Raw genomic sequence first — 22565 nt, 5'->3', positions numbered from 1 at the left:
TCTGGGGCGTGACGTGGCGCCTCTCTCGTACCGCCGTGACCGTCCTGGTCATCGTCGTCCTGCTCGGGACGGGTATGTTCTACGGCGCGTACCAGCTCCTCCAGCGGATCCGGCCGTTCGCGGTGGGTGAACACTGCCTGGTCACCACACCGGACGGCACCCTGGATCTCGATCTCGAGCAGGCGCAGATCGCCGCCACGATCGCCGCGGTCGCCGCCCGGCGGAAGCTGCCCGAGCGGGCGCTGCAGATCGCCTACGCGACCGCGCTCCAGGAGTCGAAGCTCGCGAACCTGCCCTACGGCGACCGCGACTCGGTGGGGGTGTTCCAGCAGCGGCCCTCGCAGGGGTGGGGCACGGTCGAGCAGCTCCTGGACCCCGTCTACGCGACGCGGAAGTTCTTCGCCGCCCTGGAGAAGGTCCCGAACTACCAGAGCATGCCGCTGCACGAGGCGGCCCAGGCCGTGCAGCGGTCCGCGGACGGCTCCGCCTACGCGCAGCACGAGAAGGCGGCGAAGATCCTGGCCGCCGCGCTGAGCGGCCGCATCCCCAGGGCGGTGCACTGCTGGTACCCGCCGCCGGACGAGCCGGTCACCCCGCGCCCCGACGAGGCGCGCCGCGAGCTCATCCGGGCACTGGGCACCGACTGGGCGCCGAAGCACGGCTGGCTGATCGCCACCTGGTACGTCACCCACGCGCAGAAGTACGGCCTGCGCGAGGTCCGGTACGACGGGGTCACCTGGACCGCGGAGTCCGGGCGGGACGGCTGGATCGAGGCCGACGGCAAGGCCCCCCGGATGGTCCAGATCGCCTGACCCCGGGCGGAGCGCCGGCGCCCGGAGGCGCCGGCCGCACCGGAGCCCGCTCTGGAGCCCACCCGGTGCGAGAGCCCGCCCGGTCAGCAGCCCCGGCCCGGTCAGGTGGGCTCGCCCGGCCGGGAGGAGCGCCCGGTCGGGGGACGGCCCGGGCATCGGGGCCGGCCCGGTCGGGGGACCGCCGGTCATCAGGGCCGGCCCGGTCGGAGGACCGCCCGGTCAAGAGGGCTCACCCGGTCAGCGCAGTCGCCGGTGCGGCGGGCCGCCCGTCGGGAACGCCCTCGGGCCGGGTGGGCCGCCCGGCCGGAAAGCACCCGGTCAGGGGGTTCGCCCGGCCACGCCGCCCGCCGTCTCCCGCGCCCCCTTCTCCAGCAGCTCGAAGGCCTCCTCGATCGTTGCCGCCCAGGCGATCACGTCGAACACGTTGGGCCGGGTGAACCCCTCCGCGTGCATCCGGGCGACGAGCTCGCGCAGCGGCGCGAAGAACCCCCACGGATCGAGCACCACCAGCGGGCGGTCATGGAGGCCGAGCACCCGGGTGGTCCAGATCTCGAAGAGCTCCTCCAGCGTGCCGATGCCGCCGGGCAGCACCAGGAAGGCGTCGGAGCGGGCGTCCATCACGCCCTTGCGCTCCCGCATGTCGGCCGTGACGATCAGCTCGTCGGCATCGGTGTCGGCGATCTCCACGTCGACCAGCGCCCGGGGGATCACGCCGATCGTGCGGCCGCCCGCGGCGCGCACCGCCCGGGCGATCTCCCCCATGCAGGAGACCTTCGCGCCGCCGCTCACCAGGGTGTGGCCGCGCCGGGCCAGCTCGGTGCCCGCGTCCCGCGCGAGGTCCCGGTACTTCTGATCGATCTTCTCGCTGGAGGAGCAGTACACGCAGACGTACACGATGCAACCCTACTGACCGTTGTTCCGGCGCTCGGCCGCGATGATGATCCGCACGGCCTCGTCGGGGTCGTCGGTCAGCGAGATCAGGCCGGCCTCCTCCTCGGTGAGCTTGCCGGTGTCCACCAGCGTGGTGCGGACCCAGTCGATGAGCGGGGACCAGAACTTTGAGCCCATCAGGATGACCGGGAACGAGGTCACCTTCCGGGTCTGCACCAGGGTGAGCGCCTCGAACAGCTCGTCCAGCGTGCCGAACCCACCGGGGAGGGCGACGAACCCGCAGGCGTATTTGATGAACATCGTCTTCCGGACGAAGAAGTACCGGAACTCGATGCCGAGGTTGATGTAGTCGTTCAGCCGCTGCTCGTGGGGGAGCTCGATGCCGAGCCCCACGGAGATGCCGCCGGCCTCGTAGGCGCCCCGGTTCGCCGCCTCCATCAAACCCGGTCCGCCCCCGGTGATGACCGCGTAGCCCGCCTTGACCAGCGCGGCGCCCAGCCGCACGCCGAGCTCGTAGTCGGGGTGGTCCTGCGGGGTCCGGGCGGAGCCGAACACGGTCACCGCCTTCGGCAGCTCGGCGAGCGCGCCGAAGCCCTCGACGAACTCCGACTGGATCCGCAGCACCCGCCAGGGGTCCTCGTGGAGCCAGTCGGTCCGGCCGCGGCGATCGAGCAGCCGCTGGTCGTAGGTGGTCGGGGGGACCATGTCGCCGCGGAGCAGCAGCTGACCGGGCCGGCGTTCGATGCGGCGATCGGCCATGACATCACCGGCGCGCCGGTGCCGCGGTGCGGCCCGGGCGCGCCTCCTCCTTTCCGTGACGAGCGCGATACGGGGGGATCGGGTGACGCGGCGCTCCGCCCCGGGCCGCGGTGCCGCCGGGCGGCGCTCCGCCCTTGGCCCGCCGGGCGGCGATCCGGCCCGCCGCGGACACGCGGAACCGCGGCGGCGGACGGCCGCGTCCAATGGGTGAGGGTGCTGCTCGGGAGGGAAAGCGGCTTTCCCGTTCGACGGCCCGGCGTGGAGAGCCGCTTTCCCGTCCCATCGCCGCGCCGCGTCCGCGGCGGGGGCTCAGGAGGTCAGCCAGGCGAGCATCCGGCGCTCGCAGTCGGCGATCTTCGCCAGGCTCACGTGCTCCCCGACGGTGTGGGCGAGGTTGGGGTCACCCGGCCCGCAGTTGACCGCCGGCATGCCGAGCATGGAGAACCTCGCCACGTCGGTCCAGCCGAGCTTCGCCCGCGGCGTGCCGCCCATCGCCGCGACGAACGCGGCGGCGGCCGGGTGGTCGAGCCCCGGCCGGGCGCCGGGCGCCCCGTCGGTGAGCCGGACCTCGAAGCCGCCGAACAGCTCCTTGACGTGGCCGAACGCCTCCTCCAGGGTCCGGTCCGGCGCGAACCGGTAGTTCACCGTCACCACGCACTCGTCGGGGATCACGTTGCCGGCCACGCCACCCCGGATGCCGACCGCGTTGAGGCCCTCGCGGAACTGCAGGCCGTCGACGACCGGGCGCCGGGGCTCGTACTCGTTGAGGATCCGGAGGATCGGCTCGGCCGCGTGGATGGCGTTCACGCCCTCCCAGGACCGGGCGCTGTGCGCCCGGGCGCCCGGCACCACGATCTCGACCCGCAGGCTGCCCTGGCAGCCGCCCTCGATCTCCCCGTCCGTCGGCTCCATCACCACGGCGAAGTCGCCGGTGATCCAGTCGGGGTGGCGGCGGGTGAGCCGCAGCAGCCCGTTGCGCTCGGCCTCGACCTCCTCGCAGTCGTAGAACACGAAGGTGAGGTCGCGGTTGGGCTCGGTGAGCAGGCAGAGCTTGAGCTGGACGGCGAGCCCGCTCTTCATGTCCGCCGCGCCGCAGCCGTAGAGCAGGTCGCCCTCGAGCCGGCTGGGCAGGTTGCCCGCCACCGGCACGGTGTCGATGTGCCCGGCGATCACCACCCGCTCGGCGCGGCCCAGCTCGGTCCGGGCCACGACGCTGTTGCCGTCCCGCAGCACCCTCAGGTGCCCGAGCGAGCGGAGCGCCTCCTCGATCGCGTCGGCGAGCTCCTCCTCGGCGCCGCTCACCGACTCGATGTCCACCAGCCGCGCCGTCAGCGCGCCCACGTCCTGGGCAAGGTCAAGCCGCATGGCTCCTGACCCTAGCGCCCGCCGGCGCCATGCCGTACCACCTGGGCGGCACCCGGGGCGGCCATCGCGCGCACCGCGGGACCAGGGGCGCAGGCGGGGCAGGGGTGATGCGCGTGCCGAGGAGGCGGGTCTCTCCCGCCGGACCGGGGGCGCGCGCGGGCGCGGTGCCCACGGCGGTCTTGCGGCCGCGAGGACCGGGCGCGTGGGCGCGGCCTCAGGCGAGCCCGCGCCGGGCGAGGGCGGGCGGCCGCCGGCCGAGCAGCACCTCGGTCATGTCGAGCGCCTGCCGTACCGCGGGATGGGAGGTGCGGAACACGGTCGCGCCCGCCCAGGCGTACGCGACCGCGGTCGCGATCGCCTCGGTCTCGTCCTCGGGGAGCGTGACGGCGACGGTACGGCCCGCCCGGGCGAGCTCGGACGCCTCGGCGAGCGACCCGGCCTCCACCCACCCCGGGTCGAGCTCCACGTCAGGGCCGATGACCTGGCTCATGGTTCCATGCTCGCATCCCCGGCCGCTGTGGCACGATTCCCTATCATGCTGGTTCTCCTCATCGTCGCCGGGCTCGCCGTCATCGGCTGCGTGGTGGCGGTCTCGCTGGGGCACGGCGGCGAGCTCGCCGTGTTCCCGCCCGACGAGCCCACGCTCGACCTCCCCGGCGCCGACCGGCTCACCGCGGCCGACGTGGCCGCGCTGCGGTTACCGATCAGCCTGGTCGGATACCAGACGAACCACGTCGACGAGACCCTGCGCCGGGTCGCCGTCGCGCTCCGGGAGCGCGACGAGCGGATCGCGCTATTGGAACGGCGGGTGGCGGACCTGCTCGCCGAGCGGTCGCGCAACCGGCCACGGGTCTTCTCCGCCCCGGGCGGGGTGCCGCAGCAGGCCGGGGAGCCCGCGGCGGAGCGCTGGTCCGACGACCGGGCGGACGCGGAAGAGTCATGGTGACCCGCTGCGCCTGGGCCACCTCGGCACCGGACTACCTCGCCTACCACGACGAGGAGTGGGGGCGGCCGGTCCACGGCGACGACCGCGTGTTCGAGCGGCTCACCCTGGAGGCGTTCCAGTCCGGCCTGTCGTGGCTCACCATCCTCCGCAAACGGGAGAACTTCCGCGCCGCCTTCGCCGGGTTCTCCATCCCCGCGGTGGCCGCCTTCGGCGAGCGGGACGTCGAGCGGCTGCTGGCCGACCCCGGGATCATCCGGAACCGCGCCAAGATCGAGGCGGCGATCGTCAACGCCCGCGCCGCCCTCGAGCTCCCCGGCGGCCTGTCCGCGCTGGTCTGGAAGTACGCCGAGCCGGTCTCCCGCGCGCCCGCGTCCCTCGCCGACGTCCCGTCGCAGACCCCGGCCTCCCGGGCCCTCGCCAAGGAGCTGAAGCGGCACGGCTTCCGGTTCGTCGGCCCGACCACCGTTTACGCGCTCATGCAGGCGATCGGCATCGTCAACGACCACGTCGCCGGGTGCTGGGTGCGCGAGGAGGTCAACGCCCTTCGAAGCGCGGCCTTTCCTTGTTGAGGAACGCCTTGCGCGCGGCCGCGTGGTCGGCCGTGCGCACGAGCCCCTCCTGCAGCTCCGCCTCGCGGTCCAGCGCCGCCTCGAGCGTGCTGGCGGCGGCGTGGTCCAGCAACCGCTTGGTCGCGGCGTAGGCGAGGGTCGGGCCCTGGGCGAGCCGCAGCGCGAGCTCCCGGGCCGCGGCCGGCAGCTCATCGGCGGGGACCACCCGGGTCACCAGGCCGATCTCCAGCGCCCGGGCCGCGTCCACCGGGTCGCCGAGCAGCAGCATCTCCCTGGCCCGGGCCGGGCCGACCAGCCGCTGCAGCGTCCACGAGGCGCCGGAGTCGGGGGCGAGGCCGATCCCGGTGAACGCCATGACGAACCTGGCGGTGTCCGCGGCGACCCGGAAGTCGCAGGCGAAGGCGAGCGCCGCGCCGGCGCCGGCGGCCACCCCGTTGACCGCGGCCACGACCGGCTTCGGCATGCCGGTGATGGTGAGCACCAGGGGGTTGTAGTGCTCGCGCACCAGGTCCCCGATGCCCTGCCCCTGCTCCACCGCGCCGCTGAGCTCGCGCAGGTCCTGGCCGGCGCAGAACGCCCGCCCGGTCCCGGTGAGCACCACGGCCCGGACCGAGCGGTCCTCGGCCGCCCGGCGCAGGGCGGCGTGCAGCTCACCCCTGAGCCGGTCGGTGAGCGCGTTCATCGCCTCGGGGCGGTCGAGGGTGATGGTGGCGACGGCCTCGCCGACCTCGTACCGGACGAGCGGGCGGGTCGGCGTGCCGGCGGTCTGACCGGTGGAGGCAGTCATGTGGCTCCATTCGGGTCGCGGGGGTCACGGACACTGCGGCGGCGAAGCCGCCTCCCACTCGACAACGGTACGATCCACCGCTTCGCCGACCTAGGACAGGGGTGATTTTCCGGACGATGATCGGCTGAACGCAGCCGGTCCGTTACCCTTTTGCGTCCGGAGGCGGGATAATAAGACATCACAGAAACGTGAATACGCCGGTTACCCTTCGGGGCAGCCGACTACGCGGGAAGGGATACACGCATGGCGGCGATGAAGCCGCGGACCGGTGACGGTCCGCTGGAGGTCACCAAAGAAGGACGGGGCATCGTCATGCGGGTCCCCCTTGAGGGTGGAGGCCGCCTGGTCGTGGAGCTTTCGCCGGAAGAGGCCAACGCTCTCGGTGACGCGCTGAAGAACGCGGTCGGCTGAACCCTTCGGCCGGCCAGATGATGCTTCGGGCCCTGGCGACGGGGATGCCCCTCCGTGCCGGGGCCGTTTTCTTGGGAGGTCTTCGTGCCCATCGCCACCACACTGGCCGTCGTCCACGGTCCCGGCGGTGACGCGGAGCTGGTCGCCGTGCCGTTCGGGCCGGACTCGCCCCCGAAGATCGACTTACCGGTGCCGGTGACCGCGCTGCTCGACCACTACCAGGCCAAGGGCGAGGCCGGTGAGGTGGTCGAGGTGCCCGTCCCCCGCGGCGACGGCGTGGGCCGGGTCCTGCTCTACGGGATCGGCGCGGGCTCGGCCGCCGAGCTGCGCAAGGCGGGGGCCGCCCTGGCGCGGAAGGCGAAGGACCGCGAGCGGCTCCAGATCACCCTGCCGGACCATGACGACGGCGCGGCGCTCGCCGAGGGCGCCCTGCTCGCCGGGTACACGTTCACCATCGGCGCGAGCCGTACCGCCCCGGTGCGCCGGATCGAGCTGGTCGGCGCGGACGAGCGGGCGGTGCGCCGGGGCGAGGTGATCGCCCGGGCCACCGGCCTCGCCCGGGATCTGATCAACACCCCGTCGTCGGTGAAGACGCCGGCCTGGCTCGCCGAACAGGCCAGGGAGATCGCCGCCGACGCCGGCCTCGCCGTACGCGTGTGGGAGGGGGACGAGCTCGCCCCGTTCGGCGGGATCCGGGCGGTGGCGCAGGGGTCGGTCCACCCGCCCTGCCTGATCGAGCTGAGCTACGCGCCGCCCGGGGCGCGCGGCCACGTCGTGCTCGCCGGAAAGGGCATCACCTTCGACAGCGGCGGGCTCTCGCTCAAGCCCACCGACAACATGAAGCTGATGAAGACCGACATGGCGGGCGGCGGGGCCGTGCTCGGGGTGCTGAGCGCCCTGCCGGCGTTGGAGGCGCCGGTCAAGGTCACCGGGCTCGTCGCCTGCGCGGAGAACGCCTTCTCCGGCTCGGCGCAGCGCCCCGGCGACGTCATCACCCAGTACGGCGGGCGCACGGTCGAGGTGCTCAACACGGACGCCGAGGGGCGGCTCGTGCTCGCCGACGCGCTGGCGTACGCGCACCGGGAGCTCGACCCCGACGTGATGATCGACATCGCCACGCTCACCGGCGCGGCCCGGGTGGCGCTCGGGCAGACCCACGCCGCGCTCTACGCCACCGACGACGCGGTCGCCCGCGGGCTGCTCCACGCCGCGGAGGAGAGCGGGGAGCGGCTCTGGCGGATGCCGCTGGTCGAGGACTACCGGGGGATGCTCGACTCCGACATCGCCGACCTCGCCAACGTCGACCGCGACGAGACGGGCTCGGCCGGTTCGATCACCGCCGCGCTGTTCCTGCGCGAGTTCACCGGTGGGCGGCCCTGGGCCCACCTCGACATCGCCGGACCGGCCCGGTCGGCGGCGGACGAGGCCGAGATCACCAAGGGCGGCACCGGCTTCGGGGTGCGGCTGCTCCTGCGCTACCTCGCCGCATGGGGCACGGGGCCGGCCGCGCCCGCGTCCAGGTGAGCCGGGGGCGGGGGACGGTGCCCAGTCCCGGACGCTCAGGCCACCTTGACCGCGGCGAGCAGCCCTTCCCCGAGCGGCAGCAGCAGCGGCCGGAGCCGCTCCTCGTTCCGGATGTGCTTGGTGAGCTCCCGCATGACCAGGGTGTCGGGGTCGCGGCGGATCGGCTCGAGGTCCTGGTCGTGGTAGAAGGGGCCGTTGAAGGCGACCACCCCGCCCCGCCGGAGCAGCCGCAGCGACTCGCCCAGGTAGGCGAGGTACTCGGACCTCGCGGCGTCGCAGAAGACCATGTCGTACCCGCCGTCGGCGAGCCGGGGCAGCACGTCGAGCGCGCGCCCGCCGATCAGGCGGACCCGGCTGCCGGTGAACCCGGCCTGCGCGAACGTCTGCCGCGCCATGCGCTGGAGTTCGGGTTCCACGTCCACGCTGGTGAGCGTGCCGTCCGGGCGCATGCCCCGGAGCAGCCACAGGCCCGAGACGCCGCAACCGGTGCCGATCTCCACCACCGCGCGGGCGTCCAGCACGGTCGCGAGGAAGCAGAGCGCCGCCCCGCACCCCGGCATGACCGGGTACGCCCCGACCTCGTTGGCGCGCTGCCGGGCGGACAGCAGGATCTCGTCCTCCGGGACGAACCTTTCCGCGAATTCCAGGCTGGCCGGTGTCACCATCGGCCTCTCCCTCCCCTGCCTCATCTGCCGTGCAGCCTAGGGGAGACCGGACGGATCGGGAACCAGAGGGCCCACGGGAAGCGTTGCACGCAATGAACGGTTTCGATCGGGTCACTATCGGGCCGGGGCGCGCAGGAGGGGACGGAACCAGGCACTATGGCGGTAGCGACGACCGTGCAGAGAGGAATGCCGGTGGACGACCACCAGGCTGAGGCGGCGGCCTTGCCAGGTTGGACCCCCCCGACCTGGGAAGAGATCGTGCGTACGCATTCCGCCCGGGTGTACCGGCTCGCCTACCGTCTGACCGGGAACGTGCACGACGCCGAGGACCTCACCCAGGAGGTCTTCGTCCGGGTGTTCCGTTCGCTGTCGAACTACACCCCGGGCACGTTCGAGGGCTGGTTGCACCGGATCACGACCAACCTGTTCCTCGACATGGCCCGGCGCAAGCAGCGCATCCGGTTCGAAGGGCTGGCCGACGAGGCGGCCGAGCGCCTGCACGGCCGCGAACCATCCCCGGCGCAGGCATACCATGACGCACAGTTCGAACCAGATATCCAGGCGGCGCTCGATGCCCTGGCACCCGAGTTCCGGGCGGCCGTGGTGCTCTGTGACATCGAAGGGCTCTCCTACGAGGAGATCGCCGCGACGCTCGGCGTGAAGCTCGGCACCGTGCGCAGCCGGATCCACCGCGGCCGCGCCCAGCTTCGGGAGGCTCTCGAGCACCGGGCGCCGTCCGAGAACCGAAAAGGCGACCAGACCCCCCCTACGGTCAGCAGGGAGGGACGATGAGTCATCTCGGCGAACGCGTCTCCGCGCTCATCGACGGAGAGCTGAGCCATGCGGAGCGGGAACGGGCGCTGGCGCACCTCACCTTCTGCGCGGAATGCCGTGCCGAGGTCGAGTCGATGCGGATGCTGAAGAACCGGCTCCGTTCCCTCGAACCGCCGGCCATGCCGGCGGACCTCACGATGTCACTGCTGCGGATGGCCGAGCCGGGTGATCCACTGCCGCCCAGAGTGCGGCCCTTTCCCGGACGCCCGGTCTTCGGCACCACCGGGCTTCCTGGAATGCACGGACCGGGGCCGCTCGACAACCGCCCGGCGCGCGGCGCCGGTGGCTACGGCCCGGGCCGGCCGGCGCGGCATCGGCGTGCCGCGTACGTCGCGGTGGGCATGGCCTCGGCGGCCATGGCGCTCGGCGCGCTGTTCCTGGTGAACGGCGCGGGCTCCCACCCGGCTCCGGCCCCGGGCGAGATGTTCGTCCCGCCGGTGCACCAGTCCCCGTTCCAGCGGGTGCAGACCACTCCCGCGGTCCTTCCGTCGCCCAGCCCGTCGCCCAGCGCCACGCCCACCCAGTCCCGCTGAACCGGCCCGGGTGGGCGGTGTCACCGGCGAGCGCCCCCGTTCCGGCGGGCCGCCGCCCGGAGGCGCTCCGGCGGCGTCCGGAGCCCCGGCGGGTGGCGTTAGTCTGAAGCCAGACGTTGCCGCAGGAGGAGTTCACCGTGTTCGGACTGGGCTGGCCCGAGATCCTGATGCTCGTGGTGATCGCCTTGCTGGTGTTCGGACCGGAGAAGCTCCCCCAGGCGGCACAGCAGGCCGCCCGCGCGCTCCGGGAGCTGCGGCGGTTGGCGAACAACGCCAAGGCCGATCTGCGCTCGAACCTCGGGCCGGAGTTCGCCGACTTCGACCCGGCGGACCTGCATCCGCGGAACTTCGTCCGCAAGCACCTGCTCGACGACCTGGAACGGGACTGGAACGCCACCCCGGCCACCGCGGCCACCGCGACCGCCGTGCCGAATCCGCAGCCCGCGAAGCCCGAGCTGGGGGTGGGCGAGATCCCGCCGTACGACCCCGAGGCGACCTGACCGGGCGCGCTCTTCCGGACGAGCCTTCGGGCGAGCCCACCGGGACGTTCCGTAGGCCCTGAGGGGCCCGGGCGCGGTCCCGGCGTCCATGTGAGCCGACGTGGTCCGGCCAAACATATGCCCCTTAGGCCGGCGTGATCGAGTGGCTCGGTCGACCGCGAGGCCACCGAGACGTTCCGTACGACTCTGAGACCGGACGCGGTCCCGGCGACCATGTGGCCTTAAGGCCGGACGATCCCGGCGATCCATGCGCCCCTGAGACCGACGTGATGGGGTGGCTCCGTGCGACCGTGCCGGGACGTTCCGTACCACCACGAGGGCCGGCGGTCCGACGATCCATGTAGCCGACGCGGTCCGGCCATGCATAGCCCCTGAGGCCGGCGTGATCGGGTCGCGCTATACGACCGTGAGGCGATCAGGCGCGGCACGCGCGGGCCGGAACACCGGACGCCCGTACCGGCCCGGCCGGGAATGCCGTGGTGTGACCGTGGCGAGCCGGCCGGGATCGCGCTCCGTGCGGCCGTGCGGCGACCTGGCCCTGGCCGCTCAGCGCCGCACCGGGCTCACGTCGAGCCGCAGGCCCTTGAGGCCGGTCCGCCGCTTGCCGAGCCCGGCGGCGATCCGGCGCAGCTCCGCGGAGACCGGGGCGTCGGGGTCGGAGAGCACCACCGGCTTGCCCTCGTCGCCGCCCGCGCGGAGCCGCATGTCGATCGGCACCTGGCCGAGCAGCGGCACCTCGTACCCGAGGGTGCGGCCGAGCGCGTCCGCCACGGCCTGGCCGCCGCCCTCGCCGAAGACCGCGATCCGCTCGTCGCAGTGCGGGCAGGGCAGCCACGCCATGTTCTCGATCACGCCGACGATGTGCTGGTGGGTCTGCGCGGCGATCGAACCGGCGCGCTCCGCCACCTCGGCCGCGGCGAGCTGCGGGGTCGTGACGACGAGGATCTCGGCGGTCGGGATCCGCTGCGCCACCGAGATCGCGATGTCGCCGGTCCCCGGCGGCAGGTCGAGCAGCAGGACGTCGAGATCGCCCCAGTAGACGTCGGTGAGGAACTGGTAGAGCGCCCGGTCGAGCATCGGGCCCCGCCAGATCACCGGGCTGTTGCCCGCCTTGAACATCCCCACCGAGATCACCTTGATGTCATGCGCCACCGGCGGCATGATCATGTCCTCGACCTTGGTGGGGCGGTCGGTGACGCCCAGCATCCGCGGCACCGAGTGGCCGTAGATGTCGGCGTCGATGAGCCCGACCTTCAGCCCGGAGGCGGCCATCGCGGCGGCGAGGTTGACGGTGATCGACGACTTGCCGACGCCGCCCTTCCCGCTCGCCACCGCCAGCACGCGGGTGGTCGAGTTCGGCTTGGCGAACGGGATCTCCTTCTCCGGTCCGCGCGAGCCGCGGAGTTTGGCCTGCAGCTCCTTGCGCTGCTCCTCGCTCATCACGTCGAGGTCGACGTGGACCTTGGTCACGCCCTCGACCTTGGAGACCGCGGCCGTCACGTCCCGGGTGATCCGGTCGCGGAGCGGGCATCCGGCGACCGTGAGGTAGACGCCTACGCGCACCACCCCGTCCGGCGCGACATCGACGCTCTTGACCATGCCGAGGTCGGTGATCGGCCGGCGAATTTCCGGATCCTGAACCGTGGCCAGCGCGGCCTTGATCTGTTCAAGGGATGGTGCCATGCCTCCATGCTATGGACTCGGCGGGCGTGCGGAGACACCCGGGGCGGTCAGGATCCCGAACCCCGCTCGTTCAACTCCTCCCGGAGCCGCTGGAACTCGGCGCGGATGTAGTCCCGGGTCGCCATCTCGCGGATGGCGAGGCGCAGGTCGGCGATCTCCCGGGTGAGGTAATCGATCTCGGCCTGGGTCCGCGCGGCCGCGATCCGGTCCTGCTCGTACTGGACGCGGTCGCGGTCGGCCTGCCGGTTCTGCGCGAGCAGGATGAGCGGCGCGGAGTACGAGGCCTGGAGGGAGAGCATCAGAGTGAGGAAGATGAAGGGGTACGGGTCGAACCTGGCGGGGAAGACGGTGTTCCACACCAGCCATATGGCGATGAACACGGTCATGTAAACGATGAACCGCGCGGTGCCGAGGAACCGGGCGATCCGTTCGGAGAGCTGCCCGAAGGCCTCGGGGTCGTAGTGGATGCGCAGGCGGACCGGGGCCAGCTCGCGTGGCTGATCGAGCCGATCAGTCATTTCTCTCCCGCCAATCCTTCGGCAACATGTGGTCGAGTACGTCGTCCACGGTAACCGCGCCGATCAGGCGGCCCAGGTCGTCCACGACGGGGACCGCGACCAGGTTGTAGGTGGCGAGGTAGCGCGCCACCTCCAGGACCGTGAGGTCGGGCCCGATCGGGTCGACGCTGACGTCGAGCACCTTGCCGAGCAGGGTGGACGGGGGTTCCCGGAGCAGCCGCTGGAAGTGGGCCGTGCCGAGGAACTTCCCGGTCGGTGTCTCGGTGGGCGGGCGGGTCACGAACACCTGGGCGGCGATCGCGGGGGTCTGCTCCTCGATCCGGATGTGGGCGAGGGCCTCGGCGACCGTCGCGGTCGGCGGGAGGATCACCGGCTCGGTGGTCATCATGCCGCCCGCGGTGTTCCCGCTGTAGGTGAGCAGCCGCCGAACGGGCTCCGCCTCCTCGGGGACCATCAGCTTCAGCAGCAGCTCGGCCTGGTCGGGCGGGAGCTCCTGGAGCAGGTCGGCCGCGTCGTCCGGGCCCATCTGCTCGAGCACGTTCGCCGCCCGGTCCTCGCGCAGCCGGCTCAGCACGAGCACCTGGTCCCGTTCGGGGAGCTCCTCGAGCACGTCGGCGAGCCGGTCGTCGCTGAGCGCGGCCGCGATCTCGGCCATCCGCTTGCCCGGCAGGTCGTGGAGCATGTTCGCCAGGTCGGCCGGGGGCATCTCCTCGAAGGCGGCGAGCAGGTAGGCGGCGCCCTGATCCTCCGGGACGCTCTCGAAGCCGCTCACCTCGTCCCAGTTGACGATGAGCGTCTCACCCCGGCGGCGGGTGCCGCGCCGGATCGCCACCTTGGTGATCAGCCACTCGGAGGGGTGCTGCTCCTCCATGGCGAGGTCCTGGACGATCACCCGCTCGCCCCGGTACTCGACGTGGCGGTCGAGCAGCTCGCCGATCGCGAGGGTCTCCATCGCCCGGCGCTCGAAGCGGCGGACGTTGAGCTTCCCGGTGAAGATCACCGCGCCCGCCTCGATGCTGGTGATCCGGGTGATCGGCAGGAACACCCTGCGGCGGGGGAGCACCTCGACCACGAAGCCGTGCACCCGCGGGGGCAGCCTGCCGCGCAGGGCGATCACGACGTCCCGGATCCGGCCGATCTTGTCACCGGCCGGGTCGAAGACCGCCATGCCCGCCAGCCGGGCCACGAAGATCCGATTCACCCTGTCAGGTTACGCAAAGATGTGTAGTTCGCCCGGCATATGACAGGATCAACGCGGGTTATTGGCAATTACATGGGTAGGTTCGCATGAAGGCAGCCAGCCTGGCGATCGCGGTCCTCTCCGCCTTCTGCTTCGGCTTCTCAGGACCGATGGGGAAGTTCCTCGGCGGGGCCGGGCTCACCCCGCTGGAGGCGGCGTGGATCCGCATGGCGGGAGCCGGGCTGATCATGGTCACCGTGCTCGCGCTCGTCAAGCCGGGCGCCCTGCGCATCCCCCGCGGCCGCGTGCCGTTCGTCGCCGCGTACGCGTTGATCGCGATCGCGGCCGTGCAGGGCCTGTTCTTCGTCGCGATCACCCGGTTGCCGGTCGGGGTGATGCTGCTCATGGAGTACACCGCCCCGGTGCTGGTCGTGCTCTGGGTGCGTTTCGTCCGGCGGGTACGGCTGCCGCGCGCCGCCTACCTGGGCGCGCTCGTCGCGATCCTCGGGCTGGCGATCGTCGTGCAGATCTGGGACGGGATGCGCCTCGACCCGATCGGGCTGCTGCTCGGCGTCCTCGCCTCCGCGTGCTGTGCCGGATATTTCCTGATGAGCGACTCCTTCGGAGAGGACATCGACACGCTCGGCCTCATCGGCTGGGGCATGCTGGGCGCGGCCGTCGTGTACCTGCCGATCGCCCGCCCGTGGGACATCCCCTGGGCGGCCCTGACCGGGACCGCGACGGTCGGGGACCGGACCCTGCCGGCGATCGCCGCGGCCGGCTGCCTCATCCTCGTCGCCACGGTCGCCGCGTACGTCACCGGGGTCACCGCGGTGCGCAGGCTCTCCGCGGCCGTCGGCTCCACGGTCGCGTCCATCGAGGTCGTCGCGGGCTCGCTCATCGCCTGGGTCCTGCTCGGGGAGCGGCTCGGCACCTGGCAGATCATCGGCGGGGTGATCCTGCTGGCCGGCGCCCTGGTCGCCCAGACGGCCACCGCCCGCCCGGCGCACGCCGGACCGGCCGGGGCGGCCCACCCGGAGCCGTCGTGTACGGCCGGGCGGTCCGCCGCGGCCGCCCAGGTGCTGGAACGCTCCGCGGACCAGGCGTGAGCCCGACCGGCGCGGCCGAGGGGCACGGCCGGGCCGGGTTCCTCGCCACGCCGCCCGGTCTCCCCGGAGTGCCGCCCGGCCTCCCCAGAGCGGCACCCGGCTCACCCGCGGTGGCTCCCGGCTCCCCCGCGCGCCGCCCGGTAGCCCGTGGTGCCCGGCGGGTGCGCGGCGCTACCCGGTTAGCCCGTGGTATGCCCTGCTAATGCGCGGTGGCGCCCGGCTCGTGCGTGGTGGCGCGCGGTCGGGGCGTGAGCCGTACCACGGCGGCGTGCCGGGCCCAGTGCTCCATCAGGTGCGCCGGGTCGGCCGCGTTGAGCCGCTCCTTGGCGAGCGCCGCCACCGCCTCCGGGGCGGACGCCTGATCCACCACCGCCACGGACGCGGGGAACCGGACCAGCTCGGCGCCGCTGTCCTTGCTCCGGAGGACGACCTCCACCTCGGCGGCCTCGGTCAGCCCGGGCAGCTCCTGCTCCCCGCCGCCGGTCACCACGTAGATGGCGCCGTCGTGCCAGACATGCCAGGCCAGCCGCCAGCCCGCGGGGAGCCCGAGCCACAGCACGCTCGATCTCTTCGCACCCTCTTCGATCAGCGGCATGCTCACGACGCCAGCGTCTCACGACCGGGCGCCCACCGGTGCGCGGGCCGGGGCGTCACCCGCACCCCGCCACGGCGCGGACCGTGCCGCCGCCGGCCCACGCGGACCGGCGGCGGGCACCCGGTCACCGGGACGCCGAGCGGCGCCGTCACCGGGTCCGGGCTCAGCGGTCCTCGACGCAGGCGACGGCCGGGCCGCCGGCCTCGCCACCGGCGCCGGCCCGGCGGGTGGCGCGGGCACCGGCCGCAGGCCGGCCGTCCTCGCCGATGCGGACCTCCCCGTCCACCACGGACACGGTCAGCGGCGCCTTCCTATCGCCGGGCACGCGGCCGATCTCCTCGCCGTCGCGGTAGACCTTGCCGTCCTTCACCTCCACGGTCTTGACCGGGCGCCCGCCGGCGCCGGGGGCCGGGCAGCCCGCGCCGCCGGAGCCGGCCGGGGCCTTGCCGCCGTCCACCACGCGGACCTCGCCGCTCTCGTCCGCCACGATCACGCGGCCCGTACCCCGGGGAACGCCGCGCCCACGGCGGCACGCTCGTGGTCGCGGGCGAGCGGGGCTCGTGCTTCCGCGCCGACCTGCGCCCCTACCGGGAGCCGGAGGAGCCGCGGTCCAGCGGAGCACGGGAGGTCTTCCTGACCCGGGCGTCAGGCCCGGGACATGACGGCGCCCCGGCCCGCGCGCGGGCCGGGGCGCACCGGGAGGCCGGAACGGTCAGCGGCTCGCCAGCTTCCACGCGGCGGGGAGCAGGCCGGCCGCGATCACGATCTTGATGAGGTCGCCGACGACGAAGACGCCCGCGCCCTTGACCAGGGCGGTGCCGAGGTCCATGCCGGTCGTGGCGACGAGCACGGGCAGGCCGAAGGAGTAGATCACCAGGTTGCCGAGGGCCATCGTGCCGATGGTCCGGAGCACGGTGCGGTCACCGCCGCGCTGCGCGAGCCACCCGACCAGGGAGGCGGCGGCGATGAACCCGAGCACGTACCCGAACGTGGCCCCGCCGAACCCGGAGGAGCCATCGGAGAACCACGGCACGCCCGCGATGCCGGCGAGCACGTACAGCAGCATGCTGAGGAGCGCGCGGTGCAGACCCAGCGCGGCGCCGACCAGGAGGACGGCGAGCGTCTGGCCGGTGACCGGGACGGGGGAGCCGGGGATCGGGACGCTGAGCTGCGCGGAGAGTCCGGTCAGGACCGCGCCGGCCACCACCAAGGCGGCGTCGCGCACCCGGACGCCCGCCGTTCCGGGAAGGGCGGGTACCCCGGGGACGAGGTCGGAGAGGACGGCGGGGCGTGCCCCCGCGGCGGCGTTGACCATCGATAGCTCCCTGTGTGAGACGCACGTTGCCCGGCGCCCGGTCGGGCGCGGAGGATGTCACCGGTTTTCCATTGTTCGCCCGGATCGGGGCGCACCCTACCGTCCAGACTTCAAAGAACGATCGACCTGATTTGTCGGTGACCTACATTCCTCCGGCCGATCGCCCGGCCCAAACCCGGTGCTGATGCCGGTCGCCGTTGTCGCACTCCTACCAAGGCCCGGAACCCGCCGCCCACCACGGCCCGGAACCCGCCACCCGGGCTCCGCCGGGCGCGGCCCATCCGGCTACGGTGTGGGCCATGCGCGCTCGACGTACCTGCCTCGCCGTGCCGGGGAGCAACCCGCGGTTCCTGGAGAAGGCACAGACGCTCGCCGCCGACGAGGTCTTCCTCGACCTGGAGGACTCCGTCGCTCCCGCCGTGAAAGAAGAGGCCCGCGCGAACGTGGTGGCCGCCCTGCGCGAGGGCGACTGGACGGGCAAGACCGTGGCGGTGCGGGTCAACGACGCGACCACCCGGTGGAGCTACCGCGACGTGATCGAGGTCGTGGAGGCGGCCGGCGACCGGCTCCACTGCGTCATGCTGCCGAAGGTCAGCGACCCGTCCCACGTGGTCTGGCTCGACACGCTGCTCGGCCAGGTCGAACGGGCGGCCGGGCTGCCCGTGGGCCGGATCGGGATCGAGGCCCAGATCGAGGACGCCACCGGGCTGGTGAACGCCGAGCGGATCGCCGCGGCGTCGCCGCGGCTGGAGACGCTGGTCTTCGGGCCCGCGGACTTCATGGCCTCGATCGGCATGCGCACCCTGGTCGTCGGCGAGCAGCCGCCCGGCTACGAGGAGGGCGACGCCTACCACTACGTCCTGATGCGGATCCTCACGGCCGCCCGCGCCCACGGCCTCCAGGCGATCGACGGCCCGTACCTGCAGATCCGCGACGTGGAGGGGTTCCGCCGTGCGGCCCGCCGTGCCGCCGCCCTCGGGTTCGACGGCAAGTGGGTGCTCCACCCCTCCCAGATCGAGGCCGGCAACGAGGTGTTCTCCCCGTCGCAGGACGACTACGACCACGCCGAGCTGATCCTCGAGGCGTACGAGTACTACACCACCGTGGAGCGGCGCGGCGCCGCCATGCTCGGCGACGAGATGATCGACGAGGCGTCGCGGAAGATGGCCCTGGTCGTCGCGGCCAAGGGCCGGGCCGCCGGGCTCACCCGGACCAAGCGGTTCACCCCTCCCGGGTGACCGCCGCGGCTCACCCCTCCGGGGAACGGCGCGCCATGGTCGCGCAGGGCGAGGGTAGGGGTGGCCGGTAATGGCGAAGAATGGACATATGAGCCGACCTTCACCGGGCGCGCCGTGGCACGGCCCCACGCCGTGGCAGGGCCCGGCACCGTGGCAAGGCCCCTACCACGGCCCGCACCAGGGTTCCCATCCCTACGGCGCCCCGTATCCGGTGCAACCACCGCGGGGGCCGTACCACGGGCCCTACCAGCCGCCCCATCCGTGGCCGTACGGGTCCTCGCCGTACCCCGGATGGCGGCCACCGGGCATGCGGCTCCCGTGGACCGTGCCGCCGCCGCCCGGGACCACCTACGACCAGCTCGCCCGCACGGCGGTGCACCGGTGGTGGCGGCCCATCGTCGGCACGCTCTTCATCGTGGTGTGCTTCCTGGCGGGCACGGTGCTGCTCGCCACCCTCGCCATGGCCATCTCGCTCCTGGCCGGCGTGCCGATGGTCTTCGACGACGGCCGGGTGTTCGCCGACCCGCTGTTCAACCTCGGGATCAACCTCGCGGTGATCGCCATGGGCATCCCGGTGGTGTACCTCGCCGCGTGGCTGGTCCAGCGGCGGCCACCGGGCTCGCTCTCGTCGGTCGCCTTCCGCCTGCGCTGGGACTGGCTCGGCCGATGCCTGCTGGTCGCGGTGGCGGCGGTGGCGCTCGGCCAGGCCGCCGAGATCGTCACCATGGCGCTCACCGGTCTCGACCCCGGGCTGCGCTGGGCGGGCTGGGAGACGTTCCTCCCGGCGGCGGTCCTCATCCTGCTGCTCGTGCCGTTCCAGGCGGCCGCCGAGGAGTACTTCTTCCGCGGCTGGGTCATCCAGGCGTTCGGCGCCTACCTGGGCAACCCGTGGCCGGGGATCATCCTCGGGTCGATCGCGTTCACCGCGCTCCACGGCTACACCGACTGGGGGATCCTGTACGTCTTCGGGTTCGGCGTGCTCATGGGGTGGCTGGCGATCCGCACCGGCGGGCTCGAGGCGCCCATCGCCCTGCACACGGTGAACAACCTGGCGGCCTTCGGGTTCGTCGCCGCGACCGGCGATCTGGAGGGCGCGCTCGAGCAGGGCTCGCTTCCCTGGCAGACCCTGAGCGGGACGATCGTGCAGTTCGTGGTCTTCCTCGTGCTCGTCGTCGCCATGGCCCGGAGGCGCGCCGTCCGGTACGCGGTCTGACGCGCCCCGCCCCGGCGGGATCTCGTGTGTTGCCGCGGATCCATGGCGGGGTAAGAGATCGATCGAGATCTTCAACGCCGCACGCGTGAGCACCGGAACGCCGCTCGGGTAGGAGGCAGTGAGCGTGGCCTCGTCGGGCCCACACGACCGCGACCCCCAGCCCACCGCAGACGAGGAGAACCCGGCCGACGGGTCACGGCCGAGCCACGGCGCACCGTTCACCCTCCACCACACCCCGCCGGCGCCGCCCCCGTGGGCGTTCGCCGCCGGGCCGGTGCCCGAGGGGCCCGGGGGCGCGCACCCCGAGCCCGCGCCGGAGCGGGCGGGTGAATCCGAGGAGACGGCCCGGCCGGCCGGGGACGGATCATCCGGGCCCGCACCCGGGCCGGAACACCCCGCGACGCCGTACGGCGAGGCGGGCCCGGGGGAGACGGCGCGGCCCGGGGACCCGTTGTCCGCCGGGATCCGGCCGGACGGCAGGCCGCGGCGGCTGACGGACCGGCCCGATGTCCTGGTCGCGATCGGCCCGCCGCGCAGGCCCCGGGCGGGCTCCACCGGAGCCGACCCCGGCCCGCCGCGGGCGGGCTCCCAGGAGGACGCCGGCGGCACGCGCGCGGCCCAGGGCACCGCGGCGCCGCCGCTGCCCGTGCGCCGGCCTGCGCGCCTCCCCGCGGTGCCCGGGCGGCCGCCCGCCGCGGCGGCGCGGGCCCACGGCCGGGGCCTGCTCCGCAGGCCGGTGGTGCTCGCCGTGGTGGCCGCGCTCTGTCTCGCCGCCGGAGCCCTCGGCCTGCTCGCCCTCCGGAGCGGGACGGCGGACGGCGGGTGGCTCACCGGCGGGGAAGGGCTGGTGGCCGATGCCGCCTTCCCCGCGCGGGGCGGCCGCAGCCACGTGCTCAACGCCGTCGCCGCGGCGGGCTCCATGATCGTGGCGGCCGGGAGCGACACCACCGGCCCCCGGCCCAGGCCGCTCTTCCTGGTCTCCCCGGACGAGGGCGAGACCTGGGAGGCCGGCCGTACGCTCGGCCCGGCCGCGGGAGCGGCCGGCGCGGTAGGCCGGGTGGCGAGCGGCGGCGGACGCTGGCTCGCGGTCGGCACGGACGCCACCGGGCGGGCCGGGCACGCGATGTGGACGTCCGCGGACGGCCGGTCGTGGACCCCGGTGGATCCGGCCCGGCTCGCCGCGTTCGCCCCAGGGGACCGGGTCAGCGACCTCGCCGGCGGCGAGCAGGGGTTCGCCGCGGCCGGGGTGACCACCCGCCCGGACGGCACCCCCGGCCCGGTGGTGTGGTTATCGCCCGACGGGGAGCGGTGGACCCGGGTGGACGACCGCGGCGGCCTTCCCGGGCGGATCGGCGGGATCGCCGCGATCGCGATGCGCGGGGACCGGGTGGTGGCGCTCGCGGACGCGGGCGGCTCCGCCTCGGTGGTCTTACGGTCGGACGACGGAGGCCGCACCTGGCGGGCGGGGGAGAGCTCGCTCCCCGGCGTGCGCGCGGAACCGGGCGCGCTCGCCGCGACCGAGCGGGGGTTCGTCCTCGTCCCGGTCCGGCAGCGGACCGCGGACGGCCGGGTGCCGGTGTACTGCTCGCCGGACGGCGGGCGGTGGACCGGGTGCGGGGCGATCGGCGGGCTCGGCCCGGACGGGCCGGGGGTGCGCGCCGTGGGCGCGTCGGAGGCCGGGGTCGCCGCGCTCGTCGAGACCGAGTGGGGCCGGTACACGGCGTACACCAGCGCGGACGGCGGAGCCTGGACCCGGGCCGCGGAGCTCGGCGAGATCCCCGGCACGCTCCGCGGGCTCACCATCACCGGCGCCGGGCTGCTGGTCGCGGGCGGCGACCGGCGCGGCCGGGGCGACGTGGAGAACCTCCCGGTCCTGGTCACGGCGCGGGCGGGCGGCTCCGTCACCGCCGTGCCGCCGGAGCGGATCGCCGGGCTGCGCCGGGATGCCGGGGAGGTCGCGGACCTCGCGGCGGCCGGCGGCACGTTCGTCGCCGTGGGCTCGGCGGACGGCGACGCGGCGATCTGGACCGCCCGCGACGGCGCCGGATGGGCGGCCGCCGGCCCGGCCGGCCCGCTGTCGGGACCGGGCCGGCAGGAGCTCACCGGGGTGGCCCACGGCCCGGAGGGCTGGCTCGCCGTCGGCAGCACCACGCCCGAGCCCGCGCTCACCAGGCCGCTGCTCGTCACCTCGGCGGACGGCCGGACGTGGCGCCCCGGCCCCGAGATCGAGGCGCCGGCCGATCACCCGGCGCTCGCGCCGGTCGCGGTGGCGGCCGGCCCTCAGGGGTATGTGATCGCCGGCGAGGACCACGGCCCGGACGGGGCGCGGCCGGCCCTGTGGTTCTCCGCGGACCTCACCCGGTTCGCCCGCATCCCGGCGGAGAGCCTGCCGGACGAGGGCGCCGGCGTGCGACTGGCCGGCGTCACCGCCACCCCGGACGGCTTCGCCGCCGTGGGCTCGGCAGGCCGGGACGGGCGGGAGACCGGGATCGTCTGGCGCTCCGCCGACGGCAGAGCGTGGACGGCCGCGGCCCGGGTGCTCCCGCCGGGGGCGCGCTCCGCGGCGCTGCACCGCGTGGTGAGCGTCCGGTCGGCGCTCGTGGTGCTCGGCACCGCCGCCACCGGGGACGGCGCCCGCCCGTTCTCCGCCGTCTCCACCGACGGCGGCGCGACCTGGCGGTACGGCCGGCCGCCGGCCGAGGAGACCGCCGCCGTGCTCGACGTGGCGGTCACGGCCCGCGGCCTCGTCGCGGTGGGCGCGGACGGCGCGGCCGGCGCCGGGGACGGCACGGTGTGGCTCTCCGCGGACGGGCTGGCGTGGACCCGCCACCCGCTGACCGCGGAACCCCTCGGCGGCCCGGGCGACCAGTGGCTCGGCCTGGTCGCCGCCTCGGGCGACCGGGTGGTGGGCGTCGGGGGATCCGCGGACGAGGACGGCGAGCACGTCATCGTCTGGCGCACCACGGTGGCCGCGGCCGGCGGCTGACCTCCCCGCGGTGGTACGGCCGAGCCCAGCGGTGTGCCATGGCGGCGCGGCAGGTGCCTGAAGCGAGCGGCGGGGCGGTACGGCCGGGCCCCCAGGCGGGCGGCGCGGGGCGCGGGTGGGCTCGCCCGAAGC

Annotated in this window: 24 protein-coding genes; 12 read left to right on the top strand and 12 right to left on the bottom strand. The window is 74.2% G+C overall.

Annotated elements, in window-relative coordinates; genetic code table 11:
* Nucleotides 1-35 precede the first annotated feature (35 nt).
* The gene (locus TBIS_RS15020) at nucleotides 36-812 is read left to right on the top strand and encodes a hypothetical protein (RefSeq protein ID WP_013133255.1); all 777 of its coding nucleotides are present in this window, start codon (nucleotides 36-38) and stop codon (nucleotides 810-812) included.
* Between the two features lie 318 nt (nucleotides 813-1130).
* On the opposite strand, the gene TBIS_RS15015 is transcribed toward TBIS_RS15020, so the two are convergent.
* The 4 genes from TBIS_RS15015 to TBIS_RS15000 all read right to left on the bottom strand — a co-directional run bounded on the left by TBIS_RS15015 (nucleotide 1131) and on the right by TBIS_RS15000 (nucleotide 4317).
* The gene (locus TBIS_RS15015) at nucleotides 1131-1706 is read right to left on the bottom strand and encodes an LOG family protein (protein ID WP_013133254.1); all 576 of its coding nucleotides are present in this window, start codon (nucleotides 1704-1706) and stop codon (nucleotides 1131-1133) included.
* A gap of 9 nt (nucleotides 1707-1715) precedes the next feature.
* Nucleotides 1716-2462 carry an LOG family protein gene (locus tag TBIS_RS15010; protein ID WP_013133253.1) on the bottom strand — a complete coding sequence of 249 codons (747 nt, stop codon included), beginning with the start codon at nucleotides 2460-2462 and terminating at the stop codon, nucleotides 1716-1718.
* A gap of 309 nt (nucleotides 2463-2771) precedes the next feature.
* Nucleotides 2772-3827, bottom strand: a complete 1056-nt coding sequence (gene dapE, locus TBIS_RS15005) for a succinyl-diaminopimelate desuccinylase (protein WP_013133252.1) — start codon at nucleotides 3825-3827, stop codon at nucleotides 2772-2774.
* A 214-nt stretch (nucleotides 3828-4041) separates the two neighbouring features.
* A complete protein-coding gene (locus tag TBIS_RS15000) occupies nucleotides 4042-4317 on the bottom strand; it encodes a hypothetical protein (protein ID WP_041431664.1) in 276 nt (91 codons plus the stop codon).
* A gap of 45 nt (nucleotides 4318-4362) precedes the next feature.
* Between TBIS_RS15000 and TBIS_RS14995 the strand changes: the two genes are divergently transcribed.
* Both TBIS_RS14995 and TBIS_RS14990 read left to right on the top strand, forming a co-directional pair.
* Nucleotides 4363-4773: a hypothetical protein gene (locus TBIS_RS14995; RefSeq protein ID WP_013133251.1), complete on the top strand. Its 411-nt coding sequence runs from the start codon at nucleotides 4363-4365 to the stop codon at nucleotides 4771-4773.
* The gene (locus TBIS_RS14990; RefSeq protein WP_013133250.1) at nucleotides 4767-5342 is read left to right on the top strand and encodes a DNA-3-methyladenine glycosylase I; all 576 of its coding nucleotides are present in this window, start codon (nucleotides 4767-4769) and stop codon (nucleotides 5340-5342) included. The genes TBIS_RS14995 and TBIS_RS14990 overlap by 7 nt, the downstream gene beginning before the upstream one ends.
* Here the strand turns inward: TBIS_RS14990 and TBIS_RS14985 are convergent.
* On the bottom strand, nucleotides 5308-6129 hold the full coding sequence (locus TBIS_RS14985) for an enoyl-CoA hydratase/isomerase family protein (RefSeq protein WP_013133249.1): 822 nt from the start codon (nucleotides 6127-6129) through the stop codon (nucleotides 5308-5310). The genes TBIS_RS14990 and TBIS_RS14985 overlap by 35 nt on opposite strands.
* A gap of 243 nt (nucleotides 6130-6372) precedes the next feature.
* Here TBIS_RS14985 and TBIS_RS18755 point away from each other — a divergent pair, with 243 nt between their 5' ends.
* Together TBIS_RS18755 and TBIS_RS14975 are read left to right on the top strand one after the other, a co-directional pair.
* Nucleotides 6373-6540, top strand: coding sequence for a DUF3117 domain-containing protein (locus tag TBIS_RS18755; RefSeq protein ID WP_013133248.1), 168 nt, complete (start codon nucleotides 6373-6375; stop codon nucleotides 6538-6540).
* A gap of 84 nt (nucleotides 6541-6624) precedes the next feature.
* A complete protein-coding gene (locus tag TBIS_RS14975; protein ID WP_013133247.1) occupies nucleotides 6625-8064 on the top strand; it encodes a leucyl aminopeptidase family protein in 1440 nt (479 codons plus the stop codon).
* 35 nt (nucleotides 8065-8099) lie between these two features.
* Here TBIS_RS14975 and TBIS_RS14970 read toward each other — a convergent pair whose 3' ends face one another.
* Nucleotides 8100-8729: an O-methyltransferase gene (locus tag TBIS_RS14970; protein WP_013133246.1), complete on the bottom strand. Its 630-nt coding sequence runs from the start codon at nucleotides 8727-8729 to the stop codon at nucleotides 8100-8102.
* Between the two features lie 186 nt (nucleotides 8730-8915).
* Between TBIS_RS14970 and sigE the strand changes: the two genes are divergently transcribed.
* The 3 genes from sigE to TBIS_RS14955 all read left to right on the top strand — a co-directional run bounded on the left by sigE (nucleotide 8916) and on the right by TBIS_RS14955 (nucleotide 10596).
* Nucleotides 8916-9521, top strand: a complete 606-nt coding sequence (gene sigE / locus TBIS_RS14965; RefSeq protein ID WP_050760706.1) for an RNA polymerase sigma factor SigE — start codon at nucleotides 8916-8918, stop codon at nucleotides 9519-9521.
* Nucleotides 9518-10096, top strand: a complete 579-nt coding sequence (locus TBIS_RS14960; protein ID WP_013133244.1) for an anti-sigma factor family protein — start codon at nucleotides 9518-9520, stop codon at nucleotides 10094-10096. The genes sigE and TBIS_RS14960 overlap by 4 nt, the downstream gene beginning before the upstream one ends.
* A gap of 137 nt (nucleotides 10097-10233) precedes the next feature.
* Nucleotides 10234-10596 (top strand): sec-independent translocase, encoded by a 363-nt coding sequence (locus TBIS_RS14955; RefSeq protein ID WP_013133243.1) that lies wholly within the window; start codon nucleotides 10234-10236, stop codon nucleotides 10594-10596.
* Nucleotides 10597-11142: 546 nt separating this feature from the next.
* Here the strand turns inward: TBIS_RS14955 and TBIS_RS14950 are convergent.
* Genes TBIS_RS14950 through TBIS_RS14940 form a run of 3 tightly spaced genes read right to left on the bottom strand, consistent with a single transcriptional unit; the run spans nucleotide 11143 to nucleotide 13998 of the window.
* Nucleotides 11143-12279: an Mrp/NBP35 family ATP-binding protein gene (locus TBIS_RS14950; protein ID WP_013133242.1), complete on the bottom strand. Its 1137-nt coding sequence runs from the start codon at nucleotides 12277-12279 to the stop codon at nucleotides 11143-11145.
* A gap of 47 nt (nucleotides 12280-12326) precedes the next feature.
* A complete protein-coding gene (locus TBIS_RS14945; protein ID WP_013133241.1) occupies nucleotides 12327-12797 on the bottom strand; it encodes a DUF1003 domain-containing protein in 471 nt (156 codons plus the stop codon).
* Nucleotides 12790-13998, bottom strand: coding sequence for a magnesium transporter MgtE N-terminal domain-containing protein (locus tag TBIS_RS14940; protein ID WP_013133240.1), 1209 nt, complete (start codon nucleotides 13996-13998; stop codon nucleotides 12790-12792). Before TBIS_RS14940 ends, TBIS_RS14945 begins: the two co-directional genes overlap by 8 nt.
* 86 nt (nucleotides 13999-14084) lie before the next feature.
* On the opposite strand from TBIS_RS14940, the gene TBIS_RS14935 reads away from it, so the two are divergent.
* Nucleotides 14085-15086 (top strand): EamA family transporter, encoded by a 1002-nt coding sequence (locus TBIS_RS14935; protein ID WP_013133239.1) that lies wholly within the window; start codon nucleotides 14085-14087, stop codon nucleotides 15084-15086.
* A 199-nt stretch (nucleotides 15087-15285) separates the two neighbouring features.
* On the opposite strand, the gene TBIS_RS14930 is transcribed toward TBIS_RS14935, so the two are convergent.
* The 3 genes from TBIS_RS14930 to TBIS_RS14920 form a co-directional block, all read right to left on the bottom strand.
* Entirely contained in the window at nucleotides 15286-15681 is a 396-nt protein-coding gene (locus TBIS_RS14930) for a hypothetical protein (protein ID WP_013133238.1), read from the bottom strand.
* Between the two features lie 163 nt (nucleotides 15682-15844).
* A complete protein-coding gene (locus tag TBIS_RS14925; protein ID WP_013133237.1) occupies nucleotides 15845-16174 on the bottom strand; it encodes a hypothetical protein in 330 nt (109 codons plus the stop codon).
* Nucleotides 16175-16393: 219 nt separating this feature from the next.
* Nucleotides 16394-16996, bottom strand: coding sequence for a biotin transporter BioY (locus TBIS_RS14920; RefSeq protein WP_013133236.1), 603 nt, complete (start codon nucleotides 16994-16996; stop codon nucleotides 16394-16396).
* Between the two features lie 299 nt (nucleotides 16997-17295).
* On the opposite strand from TBIS_RS14920, the gene TBIS_RS14915 reads away from it, so the two are divergent.
* The 3 genes from TBIS_RS14915 to TBIS_RS14905 all read left to right on the top strand — a co-directional run bounded on the left by TBIS_RS14915 (nucleotide 17296) and on the right by TBIS_RS14905 (nucleotide 22433).
* The gene (locus tag TBIS_RS14915; RefSeq protein ID WP_013133235.1) at nucleotides 17296-18234 is read left to right on the top strand and encodes an HpcH/HpaI aldolase/citrate lyase family protein; all 939 of its coding nucleotides are present in this window, start codon (nucleotides 17296-17298) and stop codon (nucleotides 18232-18234) included.
* Nucleotides 18235-18541: 307 nt separating this feature from the next.
* The gene (locus TBIS_RS14910) at nucleotides 18542-19447 is read left to right on the top strand and encodes a CPBP family intramembrane glutamic endopeptidase (protein WP_013133234.1); all 906 of its coding nucleotides are present in this window, start codon (nucleotides 18542-18544) and stop codon (nucleotides 19445-19447) included.
* 124 nt (nucleotides 19448-19571) lie between these two features.
* Nucleotides 19572-22433, top strand: a complete 2862-nt coding sequence (locus tag TBIS_RS14905; RefSeq protein WP_013133233.1) for a hypothetical protein — start codon at nucleotides 19572-19574, stop codon at nucleotides 22431-22433.
* Nucleotides 22434-22565: the final 132 nt, after the last annotated feature.

This window comes from Thermobispora bispora DSM 43833 (assembly GCF_000092645.1).
GTDB classification, from domain to species: Bacteria; Actinomycetota; Actinomycetes; order Streptosporangiales; family Streptosporangiaceae; genus Thermobispora; species Thermobispora bispora.
This window is presented reverse-complemented; position numbering and strand designations above follow the sequence as displayed.